Annotated in this window: 12 protein-coding genes; 5 read left to right on the top strand and 7 right to left on the bottom strand. The window is 68.0% G+C overall.

Going from position 1 to position 11,737, the window contains the following annotated elements:
- The first annotated feature begins 370 nt into the window (after positions 1–370).
- Both OG417_RS54175 and OG417_RS54170 read left to right on the top strand, forming a co-directional pair.
- The gene (locus OG417_RS54175) at positions 371–1,330 is read left to right on the top strand and encodes a hypothetical protein (RefSeq protein WP_329247802.1); all 960 of its coding nucleotides are present in this window, start codon (positions 371–373) and stop codon (positions 1,328–1,330) included.
- Between the two features lie 540 nt (positions 1,331–1,870).
- Entirely contained in the window at positions 1,871–2,713 is an 843-nt protein-coding gene (locus OG417_RS54170; protein WP_329247799.1) for an RNA-guided endonuclease InsQ/TnpB family protein, read from the top strand.
- 73 nt (positions 2,714–2,786) lie between these two features.
- On the opposite strand, the gene OG417_RS54165 is transcribed toward OG417_RS54170, so the two are convergent.
- The 3 genes from OG417_RS54165 to OG417_RS54155 form a co-directional block, all read right to left on the bottom strand.
- Positions 2,787–3,368, bottom strand: coding sequence for a YkgJ family cysteine cluster protein (locus OG417_RS54165; RefSeq protein WP_329247796.1), 582 nt, complete (start codon positions 3,366–3,368; stop codon positions 2,787–2,789).
- A complete protein-coding gene (locus OG417_RS54160; protein WP_329247793.1) occupies positions 3,365–3,967 on the bottom strand; it encodes a hypothetical protein in 603 nt (200 codons plus the stop codon). The genes OG417_RS54165 and OG417_RS54160 overlap by 4 nt, the downstream gene beginning before the upstream one ends.
- A gap of 257 nt (positions 3,968–4,224) precedes the next feature.
- On the bottom strand, positions 4,225–5,022 hold the full coding sequence (locus OG417_RS54155) for an alpha/beta fold hydrolase (RefSeq protein WP_329247791.1): 798 nt from the start codon (positions 5,020–5,022) through the stop codon (positions 4,225–4,227).
- A 353-nt stretch (positions 5,023–5,375) separates the two neighbouring features.
- On the opposite strand from OG417_RS54155, the gene OG417_RS54150 reads away from it, so the two are divergent.
- Together OG417_RS54150 and OG417_RS54145 are read left to right on the top strand one after the other, a co-directional pair.
- Positions 5,376–6,209: a CPBP family intramembrane glutamic endopeptidase gene (locus OG417_RS54150; protein WP_329246572.1), complete on the top strand. Its 834-nt coding sequence runs from the start codon at positions 5,376–5,378 to the stop codon at positions 6,207–6,209.
- A complete protein-coding gene (locus OG417_RS54145) occupies positions 6,206–7,402 on the top strand; it encodes a sensor histidine kinase (RefSeq protein ID WP_329247788.1) in 1,197 nt (398 codons plus the stop codon). The genes OG417_RS54150 and OG417_RS54145 overlap by 4 nt, the downstream gene beginning before the upstream one ends.
- A gap of 11 nt (positions 7,403–7,413) precedes the next feature.
- On the opposite strand, the gene OG417_RS54140 is transcribed toward OG417_RS54145, so the two are convergent.
- Positions 7,414–8,124, bottom strand: coding sequence for a Mut7-C RNAse domain-containing protein (locus OG417_RS54140; protein ID WP_329247786.1), 711 nt, complete (start codon positions 8,122–8,124; stop codon positions 7,414–7,416).
- A gap of 188 nt (positions 8,125–8,312) precedes the next feature.
- On the bottom strand, positions 8,313–9,056 hold the full coding sequence (locus OG417_RS54135; protein WP_329247783.1) for an SDR family oxidoreductase: 744 nt from the start codon (positions 9,054–9,056) through the stop codon (positions 8,313–8,315).
- Between the two features lie 71 nt (positions 9,057–9,127).
- On the opposite strand from OG417_RS54135, the gene OG417_RS54130 reads away from it, so the two are divergent.
- On the top strand, positions 9,128–10,030 hold the full coding sequence (locus OG417_RS54130; RefSeq protein ID WP_329247780.1) for a LysR family transcriptional regulator: 903 nt from the start codon (positions 9,128–9,130) through the stop codon (positions 10,028–10,030).
- A gap of 169 nt (positions 10,031–10,199) precedes the next feature.
- On the opposite strand, the gene OG417_RS54125 is transcribed toward OG417_RS54130, so the two are convergent.
- Positions 10,200–10,622 carry a hypothetical protein gene (locus tag OG417_RS54125; RefSeq protein WP_329247778.1) on the bottom strand — a complete coding sequence of 141 codons (423 nt, stop codon included), beginning with the start codon at positions 10,620–10,622 and terminating at the stop codon, positions 10,200–10,202.
- Between the two features lie 592 nt (positions 10,623–11,214).
- Complete coding sequence (locus tag OG417_RS54120) at positions 11,215–11,730, bottom strand: GNAT family N-acetyltransferase (RefSeq protein ID WP_329247776.1); 516 nt, start codon at positions 11,728–11,730, stop codon at positions 11,215–11,217.
- Positions 11,731–11,737 lie beyond the last annotated feature (7 nt).

Genomic DNA, 11,737 nt, shown 5'->3' with positions numbered 1-11,737 from the left:
TTTTGGCGTGGAGAGAAGGGGGAGAGGTCGACCGTTGTATGCGGGCGGCCTCTTCCCCTTCTTTCTTTTTAGCGGCCGGCGGGGTCACGCTGGGGGCCGGCAAGGGTCGTACGGCTCCCGCGATCGGCCCCGCGCCGCCCACTGCGGATCACCGGGTCACGCCTGAAGTTCGGCGGCTGAGAGCGTCGTTCTCGCCTGCGCCCGCGATGAGCAGGCGGTAGCCGTAGTCCCGGTCGTGCACCAGCCCCTGCCCCGGCGGTCCGCAGGAGGCGCCGTCGAAGGCGTTTTGGCCGAATGCTGACGAAGATCTTTACTAGCCCGTTAATTCAATTCAAGATCACGGTGTCCATTCCCGCCAGAAAGGGACATCGTGTCAATCCTCCGTCGTGTCACAGTGGCCGTCGCCACCAGTATGGTCGCGTTCGGCGTCCTCGTCCCGGGTGCCGGCGCGGCCACGTCGTCAGCCGTCACCCATCCGACCCCGCCGCACACCCGCTGGGCGGTCAACCATTCCTCGGCCCGAACGGTGCGCTCGTACTGGAACCCGCGGCGCCTGGCCGAGGCCAAGCCCGCTCCTCTTCCCGCACGCCCCGGCACCGCGAAGATCAGCAGTTCCGGTGACGGCGAGCCGCGCACGGTCCATGCGAGCCGTCCCACCGGCACGGCAGGCGGGCTGCAGCCCGCCGCCAGCGAATGGGTGACGGTCGGGCGCCTGTTCTTCCACAACCCCGAGAACGGCGGCGACTACGTCTGCACCGCCAACGTCGTCACCAGCAACAACCATGATGTGATAGCCACGGCGCGCCATTGCGTCATGGACATCAGCACCGGCGCCTGGTACACCAACTTCCAGTTCGCTCCGTCCTACAACAAGGGCAGCGCCCCGTACGGCTGGTGGACCTGGCGGTCGGCCGGCGTTCGTACCGACGACACCAGTCCCGGTGGAGACAACGCCTTCATCGTCCTGAACAGTGGCGGTAACAGCGGCGCGCACGTCCAGAACGCGGTCGGCGGTTCGGGTATCGGCTTCAACTGGTCGACCAACAACTACGCGCACGCGATCGGCATTCCGGCCAGCGTCGACTACGCGGTGTGGTGCGAAGGTGCGCCGGTCGACAGCTACAACGGCGGCGTGCACATCCCCAACTGCCAGGGCCTGAGCGGCGGAGCGAGCGGCGGCCCGTTCATCGTCAACTACCAGTCCGACGGGTCGGCCGTACAGACCGCCACGTTCTTCGGCAGTTGGGGTTCGGGCACCGACGGCAACTCCTACTTCGCCTACTACCGCGACGCCGCCTGGAACGTCTACAACGGCGCGCAGAACGCCTGAGCCCAGGATTCTGACATCGGACGCACGCCTCGAACCGCTGGTTTGAGGCGTGCCCGATGTCGCGCCTCGCCGTACCCGTTCATCCACGCCCAGGCCGTTTCCGGGCGGGGCGGCGTTCAGGATGATCTAGCGAGGAACCCCGGTCCTTGAGGGCCGGGAGGAATCGCTTCCCTCGTGTGCGGCGCGCTAGCGCCGCCTGGACCAGTGCTGGGACGCGGGAGACCAAGTGTGTGTGCGAGTGTGGGCGACGCTGTCACCCCTGTGGTTATCAGGAGATTCCCCTCACATGTGACACACAAGAACACTAAGCTCACTTTCCGTGAAGGTCGTGGTGCAGGTAAAGCTCATGCCGGATGCCGGGCAGGCGCTGGCGCTTGAGCGGACCCTGCACGCGGTCAACGAGGCGGCGAACTGGGTATCGGCCGTGGCGTTCGACCACGATGTGCCGCACCTGTACGAACTGCGTAAGCACACATCGTTGCGGGGAACCTCGGCAAGCCGGGCTCCCCGCGTCGGGTCAAGGCGGAGGCCAAGCCGATCGTGTTCCGTCCCGAGGCCGCGCAGCCGTATGACGACCGGTGCTTGTCGTGGCAGTACGACGCCGCCACCGTGTCGGTGTGGACCGTCGAAGGCCGGATGAAGAACATTCCGTTCGCCTGCTCACCGGGCGCGCTCAAGACACTGCAGGCCCACCGGCAGGGTGAATCCGATCTGGTCCGGCGTGACGGGGTGTTCTATCTGATCGCCACGTGCGAGGTATCCGAGGCCGAGCCGTACGAGCCCGGGCGGTTCATCGGCGTGGACCTGGGCATCGCCGCCATCGCCACCACCTCCACCGGCTACAAGGCCGCCGGGCGGGGACTCAACCGGCACCGCAGGCGACAGCTCGAACTACGCCGCAAGCTCCAGAACAAGCGCACCAAGTCCGCCAAACGGCTGCTCAAAAAACGCCGACGCAGCGAGAAGCGTCACGCCGCCAACCAGAACCACATCATCGCCAAGACGATCGTGACCGAGGCTGAACGCACCTCATCCGGAATCGCCCTGGAGAACCTCAAGGGAATCCGGCAGAGGGTACGGCTCCGCAAGCCCCAACGGGTCGCGCTGCACTCCTGGGCCTTCGCCCAGCTCACCGACTTCATCACCTACAAGGCCAAACGAGCCGGCGTGCCCGTGGTCTTCGTCGATCCCGCCTACACCTCCCAGCAATGCTGCGAGTGCGGCCACATCGACAACAACAACCGGGCAAGCCAATCGGTATTCCTCTGCCGGAACTGCGGGGTCGTTGCCCACGCAGACCGCAACGCCTCCCACAACATCGCCCGCAAAGGCGAAGCTGCGTGGACCGCGGGGCGTGAGTCACGCGTCCCTGCCACCCCATAGCGGTGGCTGAACGGAGAAACCCACCCAGCAGCCAGCCGGGAGCTACCTCCAAACCCGGCCCTTCAGGACCGGGTCAAGTTGACTCCGTGTGAGCCTGGGGTGTCGCTTCGAGGGGGTAGCTCATCAGGTAGTCGTAGAGCTCCTGGGGGCTGGCTTCCCGGCCGGAGGCGTCGACGCGCTTGTTCCAGGCCCGTATGATCTCGCGGTGTTCGGCTCGGGCCGCGTCGTCGTGGGTGAGTTCGCGGCGGCAGGCGGGGAGGTCCATCGCGGCGAGGTTCCACGAGTCGGGGCCGCAGACCGTGTCCTCGCGGAGGGTCACCACACCGCGCTGGATGCTCATCGGGAAGGTGCTGCACACCAGCGGACGGTGGGCGTAGACGCCGCACCGGGCCCTGCCCGAGGCGATCTCCATGAGGAACACACAGCCGGTGTCCTCCGCGGAGCGTTGCAGGTACAGCTTTTTCGCGGGTCCGTCCGGGCGGAGGCGGAAGCCCTCCTTCTTGGTGTTCAGCAGCCGGATGAAGTCGCTGGGACGCATGGCGGTTCCCTCGGCGAGCACCCGGACGTCCCTGACGGTCACGCCGACCTGGTACTCGCGGCAGCATTTGCCGCCGCAGTCGGCACAGCCGGCGGCATTGACGGCGGTGCCGTTCATGCCGTCACCTCCTCGGGCCAGCCCGCGCCGGTCTCTCGGGCGGACTGTGCCTCGAGCAGGTAGCGCTGGAAGTCCTTGATGTCGAGTTCCTCGTCGGACTCGGCGGCCAGCTTGTTCCACCGTGCCACGACCTCGAGCCAATGGTCGCGGTCGGCCGACCAGGCGCGCGTGGCCCTGATCAGCGCGCCTCGGTCCAGGTCTTCCAGCGTCCACTCCCGGCAGTCGCAGCCCGGCTCGGGGCGTATCGCCGGCGCACCGTTCTCCGTGTCGGCCGGGAAGATCCGGCAGGAGATCGGGGCGACGTCCCCGAGGCCGCAGCAGGTGGCGCCGCTGGGAGTGCGGATCGCGAAGACGCAGCCGTTGGTGGCGTTGGCGAGCTTGAGGAAGACCCGGCGCCGGCCTTTGTCGAGGACGATCCCGGTCGGGTCGCCGGCCACGGCGGGCGCGGTCTGCGTGAAGTGCCACGGTTCCAAGGCGAGCGTACGGGAGATCCGGACGATGTCCGCTCCGGTGACGTACCGGGCACCACGCGCACAGCGGGTCTTCGCCCGGCAGGCCTGCCACTGGGCTCGCGCGCTCGGCGACTGATCCGACAGCAATGCCTCGTTCCCTCCGCTAGGGCAATGCAGAACAACCCCTTCTCCGGCATACGGAACGGAACGCTCGGCGGTTCAACGGTTCTGTGGCGGCACGGGACCCGGCCGCTGAGCACGGACGGCGTCACCTGCGGCACTACCAGGCCGGGCAGGGCGGTGCGGGTGAAACCGGCCGTCCATTCCGCGAGTGAGCGACTCGATCATGACGCCCACGCCTCCGTCGCCGTCGTTCCTCGGCGTGCAGTCCTGACGATTCGGACTCAGCGCGCGGCCTGGGAGGTGACGCGCTGGATGGTCTTGACGGCGAGCTCGGGTTGGTCGAGGTAGATGTAGTGTTCGCTGTTCGTGGCGGTGATCAGCTTGCTGCGGCGGGAGATCGCGAGCCATTCGCGCTGGCCTTTGGCCCAGTCTTCCTCCAGGCGGGGTCCGTACTCTGGGACGGCCGCGGCGAGGTACTTCTTCCCGTGCTGGATGACCGCCGCCGGGATGTTGCCGGCCGAACGGACCTTCCCGTCGGTGATGACGAGCTTTTCGGGGTTGTTGCCCTGGTCGACCTGGAGGGTCTGTTCGTGGAGTTCGGCCGCGGGGCCGGTGGCGGACTCGGGGATCGCGTTGGTGAGGTCGGCGACCGAGGTCGGGGAGGTGGCGTCCATCAGGACGAGGCCCTTGACCTTGTCCCGGTGGGCGGGGGCGTACCTGGCGGCGATCATCCCGCCCAGTGAGTGAGCGGCCAGGACGACGGGACGGTGGCCGGCGACCCGGTCGATCACCCCGGTCAGGATCTTCCCGGTGTCGGCGAAGGTCTGCGGGCCCTCCGGCTGGTCGCTCGCGCCTTCGCCGAGGCGGTCGTAGGAGCAGACCCGGTTGTTCTCGCTCAGGGTCTTCTGGAGGCCGGCCATCTTCTCCAACCCGTCACCCAGTCCGGCCAGCAGGACGATGACCGGCTTGCGGTTCATCGGGTTGCCCGAGCAGGACACGTTCACCGACCGGCCGTCGATCTTGATCTTCCTGGTTCCCGACAGCAGGCCATCAGCGGCCTTCCGCGCGACAGAGGTCACGGATGATTTCGTATCCGCATCCGAAACGTTCTTGCAGCCGACAAGCCCCGTGCCGGTCACGGCGCAGCACAGTGCGACTACGGCGGAAGCTTTGAACGTGGGGTTCATATTCTCCTCCATTAACAGAGTCGGCGAATCGAAGCGTCGTGGCGATGTGGAAACACTATTGAGCCGACGGCCGAGAATCGTCACCACACGGTGGACACTCGCGGGGATCGCTTGTCCCCCGTGCGAGCTACAAGGGAGTGTCCACCGCGCGGTGACGATTTCCGGTGGGGGAATCCCTAACGTTTTCGGTGTCGCCGCGGCGCTGGCCGCGGAATCTCGTTAAGAAATTTCACGAAGGATTCGTCATGCGATTGTTGAAGCAGCTCCTGCCGGTCGCGGTGGTCGCGTTCATCGGCGGGCAGCTGGTGGCCGGGGTGCAGGACAACGCGCTGTTGACCTTGGTCGTCGGGGTCGCGACGGCCGTGCTCGCGGTGTTCGTCTACGCCCGGATGGTGCGCTGGTCCGAGCGTCGCGCGCCGGTGGAGGTGGCCCTCAAAGGCGCCCCTGCCCGCCTCGGTGTGGGGACGCTGATCGGTGTCGCGTGGTTCAGCGCCGTGATCGGCAACATCGCCTTCAACGGCGACTACCGGGTCGAGGGGTTCGGCTCGGTGATGGGCGCCGTCGGGCTGTTCGGCTTCATGGCCGCCGCCGCCCTGACCGAAGAACTGATGTTCCGCGGCGTGCTGTTCCGGATCATCGAAGGACGCACCGGCACCTGGGTGGCGATGGTGGTGACCAGCGTGCTGTTCGGCGGATGGCACCTGCTCAACCCGGACGCGACCCTATGGGGCGCACTCGCCATCGCCGTGGAGGCCGGCGGCACCCTGGCCGCCGCCTACGCCGCCACCCGTAACCTGTGGGTGCCGATCGGCCTGCACTTCGGCTGGAACTTCGCCGAGGCCGCCATCTTCAGCACCGAGGTGTCCGGCAACGGGCAAAACGACGGCCTGCTGCACAGCACGATGTCCGGCCCAGCCATGATCACCGGCGGCGAGTTCGGACCCGAAGCGGCCCCCTCCGCGATCTTCTTCGGCATCGTATTGACCGCCGTGTTCCTGTGGATCGCCCACCGCCGCGGCAACCTGGTCCCCCGCCGACGCAACACCCAGACCACCGCTACCGCTACCCTCGCCCAGTGACCGACATCCGGCGGATCCCGGACCTGTGGCACCGATGGGACGTCACAGTCCGGGATCTCCCGTTCGGGTTGATCTTGTTCCTCGTGTCGGTGTCTCCCGCGTTCCACGGCTCCGGGACACAGATCGGCGGTCTGCCGGCCCGCCCCTTCGACGACCTGACCATCGTGGCGGTCGCCCTCGAATGCCTCCCGCTCGCCATACGCCGGCGTTGGCCGGTCCTCTGCATGACCCTGGTATCGCTCGGGTTCGCCCTCGACCAGCTCCGCGGCTACCACGAGATAGCGGGCACCGCACTGGCCATCGCGCTGATGAGCGTCGGCGCCCACTCAGAACGCCGACGGCGGGTCACCGCCATCGTGTTCAGCTTGGGCTACGTGTCGCTGGCGGTGGAGCTCCACCGGCTCGGCGGGACCGAGAAGGTGGACGGATTCGCGCTGTTCTACGCCGCGCTGGTCATGGTGTGGAGGGTGGGGTCCTGGCTGCGCTCGACCCGGGCCGCCGAGGTCGAGCGCCGCCTACGTATCGCTGAGGCGACGCGTACCGCCGAACGCACCCGCATCGCCCGCGAACTCCACGACGTCGTGACCCACCACGTCACGGCCATGGTCGTACAGGCCGAGGCCGCGCGCTACCTGACCGCCGCACCCGACCGCCTCGACGCGACCCTGACCGCCGTCACCGACACCGGCCGACGCGCCATCACCGACCTACGGCACCTGCTCGACCTGCTCAACCCCGACCACGACACCCAGATCGACACCCCGTCCGTCGGCGACCTCCACACACTCATCGAACAAACCCGCCAAGCCGGGCAGCCCGTGAAGTTCACCGAGGAGGGCGAACGCGCCGAAACGGCCGGCAGTGCCGAGTTCGTCGCCTACCGAGTCGTCCAAGAAGCCTTGACCAACGCCCTCAAATACGCACATGGCAACCACACCACCGTCCGCGTCCACTACGACGAAGAGGAGATCAGCGTGGAGGTCGCCACCCACGGCCCCACCTCGCGGACCGCATCCCCTGGCGGAAGCGGACGCGGCCTCACCGGCCTCCAAGAACGCGTCGACGCCCTCGGCGGCCACTTCACCGCCCACCGCCAAGACGGCGGCGGCTTCCTCGTACGCGCACGCATCCCCGCAGGAAGCCCCGCACGAACACACTCGTCCGAGTGCTCGTCCGCGACGACTACGCGTTAACGCGCCACCGGTCACGCGTGGCGCATCCGGCGGGCATCGTCGACGATCGCTTGCAGCCGTTCGCGATGGGCGCCCTTCCAGTAGAGCCGGTCGCAGGTCTGGCAGCGGGCGAACTCGTCGTGGCAGCGGCGGGTGCCGGGTTCGAGGCGGTGCTCGATCTCCGCCTTGGCGACGGGGGCGAGCAGCCCGTTGCAGGCGGTGCAGCGCGTCCAGGGGTGCAGGGGCGGTGCGAACCGGTCGAGGAGGTCGTCGAACTGCTCCTCGGGCCGGCCGCCCCGTACGAAGGCGCCGAACCACAGCTTGCGGCGGCGGAGGATGCCGCGATCCTGGGTGAGCAGGATCCTGCGCTGTGCGTTGGCCATGTCGATGAGGGTGTCGTCGTCGAGGTCGTTGTCGTACGCGGCGTCGACCCCGACGAGCCGGAGCCGCCGTGCGAGCGTGCCGAGGTGAACGTCGAGCAGGAACCTGGGCGGGGACGGCGTCGGCTGTGGCCGTGAGACGGCGAGTACGGTGACGTGCTCCCCGCCGGTGGGCCGGTGTGACGGGGCGACCGGGTCGCCCTCCAGGAGCAGCGTGCCGACCTCGGGCAGCGGCACGCCGAGCGACTCGATCACGTGTCCCAGCGAAGACGTGCCGTCGACTGCCGTCTCCACCGGCCCGTCCCGATGTCGGGAAGGCAAGAACAGCCGCAGCTCGTGCGCGAACTCGACCACGATGCCCACGCCTCCATTGTCGCCGCTCCCGCGCCGTGCGCGTCGTGATCACTCGGCGGACCGGTCTGTCCGTGGCCGCTGCCATCGGCGGCCACGGACAGACCCTGCGGTCACGGCCTCTGCTAGTGGACACCGAAAACTGCAGGTAGGCGGACAGGGCGTGGCGGTAGGCGGACAGTGGAAGCGGCGGCAAGCGATCACCACGGCACCACGCCGTCGTCGTCGAAGAACCCTCCGGTCGGGCCGTCCGCGCCCAGGGTGGCCAGTCGCACCACGATCGCGGCGCCGTCGTCGGCCGTGCGGGTGACGGGGAGGCCGAGGTGCCGGGTGAAGTCCGTCGCGCAGGGACCAGGGGTACAGGCGTTGATCAGGATGCCCTGCTCCCGAAGGTCCTTGGCGTACTGCACGGTCAAGGAGTTGAGCGCCGTCTTCGAGGGTGGGTACGCCGCGTGCCCCGCCAACCGGGACATGTAGTGATCCGGATCGGTCATGTAGGCGAGCGACCCGATACCGCTGGACACGTTGACGATGCGGGCCGCCGCCGAGCGCGACAGCAGCGGCAGCATGGCGTTGGTCACCGCGATCACACCGAAGACGTTGGTCTCGAACACCCGCCTGACCAGGTTCAGGTCGGCGGTCGCCGGCTCCGTCGGTCCGGGGCTGCCGGAGATTCCGGCGTTGTTGACCAGCACGTCGAGCCGGCCGAAGCGTTCGTCGATCTGTCTGGCGGCCGACTCGATCGTCGCCGCGTCGGTGACGTCGAGCATGAGGGCGCATACGTCACCGCCGCCGGACCTGAGCGCCTCGGCAGCCTCCTCACCGCGTCCAAGGTCCCTGGAGCCGAGAAGGACCGTCGCGCCGCGATCCGCGAGCTGGCGGGCGACGGCACGCCCCACTCCTTTGTTCGCTCCTGTGATCAGGGCGATCTTCTCGTCAGTCATGGGGATGACTTCAGCACCGGGGGCCGCAGCAGGACAATGCCCGGCTGAGTCTCGGCCGATACCCTCACGGTATGGATCGACTACAGACCCGCGAACTCGCGTACTTCGTGGCGGTCGCCGAAGAACTGCACTTCGGCCGGGCGGCCGAGCGTCTCGGCATCGCGCAGCCGCCGCTGTCGAGGGCCATCAGCCGGCTCGAACGCCGGATGGGCGTGCCCCTGCTGGAACGCAACAGCCGAAAGGTCACGCTCAGCCCGGCCGGCGAGGTGTTCCTCACCGAGAGTCGCCGGGCCCTGGATGCGGTCGACGCTGCCGTGCGACGCGCCCAGCGCGCGGGCCGGCCCGCCTCGCGGCTGGTCCTGGTGATGAAACCCGGCGGTGACTGCGGCCTGATGCCCGACATCCTGGCCGCTTACGAGACCGACCCGGACGCGGTCCCGGTCGACATCGTCCTGTGCTCGGCCCACGAACGCGCCCAGATGATCCGCGACGGCCGCGCCGACGTCGGCCTGCTGCACCGCTCGAACACCGACCTGACCGGTCTCGACATCGAGGAACTCCTGACCGAAGACCAGGTCGTCGTCCTCCCCCACAGCCACCACCTGGCCGACCGGGTAAGCGTACGTCTCGCCGACCTGGCCGGCGAGACAATGCCCCACTGGTCGGCCGATCCCCACAACACCCCGAACAGGCTGTCCGTACGAGACGTCGGCCAACTCATGCAGCTCATCGCACTTGGCCGCGCGGTCGCCGTGGTGCCCGCATCCGTACGCGGCCAACTCCGCGACGACCTGGCCTGCGTACCCGTCACCGACGCCCAGCCCACCACCCTCATCCTCGCCTGGCCACAAGGACACCGAGCATCCGCACTCGCGGCATTCGTCCGCACCGCGACCACCGTCGCGGCCCACCGGCAGCAGACTCCCAGCCGGGTCAAGCGGAGGAGAGTTCACGCAACCTGGCCATCGACCTGAACCAGCGCAGCCATGCCGCCCTGGACACCACGGCCACCGAGTCGGCCGCCCAGCCCATCACCCGGGTCCCGGCGACACGGAACCGCCGTCCTGACCGAACCTGGACTGCACTTTCGCTGTCCGACCACCGCCACTTCCGTGACCGCCTACCTTCACAAGACACGACCGCCTACCACCACTTCTGGATGGCCGTCAGCAGCCTCGAAGGACGTTGACGCACGCCGTTCTGCTCGAAGTCGTAAACGACGTTGTTGACCTGTAGACCGTCGACCGCGCCGATGAAGGGGGTGTCCCTGCCCTTGCTGATCCCCAGGCTGAGGCTCACGACGGCGTTCGGGATCCTGGACTTCAGGTCGGCGAACGAGCACGGAGTCGCCTGGGTGCAGCCGATCGCCGTGCCCGCCGACCCGGTGGCGTACCACCGGTTGCCGGCCGCCGTCGCGTCGTACTGCTGCCAGACGTTGGGCACCCGCACGGCGGGAGCCGACGGGCTGGTCGAACTCTCGGGCATGTAGCTCAAACTCGTGTAGGTGATCGCTCCCACCTTGGGGTTCGCCTCGATGGAGATGATCGGCAGCGAGATGCCGCTCAAGGAGTCTGTCCCCGCGTAGATCCAGTACTTGAGAGTGTTGAGGTTGCGGATGGGAAGATTCGCGAAATCTGTCTCGTTCCCATACTCGATCTTCTCCGCACCGGTGCCGACGATGATCCCTAGGCTCCCGTTGCCGTACGGCGGTGGAACATCGGCGGAAGGGTTGGTGGGGCTGCTCCGGGCCCACGGCCCGCCGCGGAGAAAGGCGTTCGGTTCGCCGATCGTGTTGCGGCCGATGATTCCCCACCTGGAGGACGCCACCGGAGGGGGCGCCGGAGGAGTCGGCGGAGGGGGCGGCTTCGCAACGGCCGGGTATGCGGTCAGCGGAACTGTGACCGTCAGCGCCAGACCAAGGGCGGTTCGAGCCAGAAAACCCGAGATTGCCATTAACTGCTCTCCTCCAACTCGGCTACGACGCAGAATTCGCTGTGCCGACCGTATTCGCCGGGAATGTCATGTCGCGCGGCGCCTTAACGGTCGGACATCGATGCACGCTTCAGCCCCGACGGGCCGATGTGGACATTTAAGATAAATTGATTTGTGTGCGTGCCTGGAAAGCCGTGAGGAAGATTATCGCCGGGTCGGACCGTTTCTAATCCGTGGTCAGTGCGCGTTGCATGAGCAGCGTGTCGACCGACCGGCCGTGCTTGTGCCCGACGCCGGTCAGCCGGCCCGCGTGGGCGAAGCCGAAACGCTGGTGCAGCGCCGTGGAGGCGCCGTTTCCGGTGTCCGCGATGACCGCGATCATCTGGCGCATGCCCGCCTGGGTGCATCGGGGCAGCAACGCGCCGAGCAGCGTTCCGCCGAGCCCCCGGCCGGTCTGGTCGGGGGCGAGATAGATCGAGTCCTCCACGGTGTACCGATAGGCCGGTTTCGGGCGCCAGGGGCCGGCGTAGGCGTACCCGACGACGGTGCCGTTCACGTCGGCGACCAGGAAGGGCAGGCCCCGGTCGGCGAGACCGTCGAGCCGCTGCTCCCATTCGGCGACGGTCGGCGGGACCTGATCGAAGGTGATCACGGTCTGGGAGACGTAGTGCGCGTAGATCTCGGCTACGGTCCGCAGGTCGGCGGGGACCGCGGGGCGGATGACCGCTTCGGGGACTGTCACGGCATGC

The sequence above is a fragment of the Actinoallomurus sp. NBC_01490 genome, from assembly GCF_036227085.1.
Taxonomy (GTDB): domain Bacteria; phylum Actinomycetota; class Actinomycetes; order Streptosporangiales; family Streptosporangiaceae; genus Actinoallomurus; species Actinoallomurus oryzae.
This window is presented reverse-complemented; position numbering and strand designations above follow the sequence as displayed.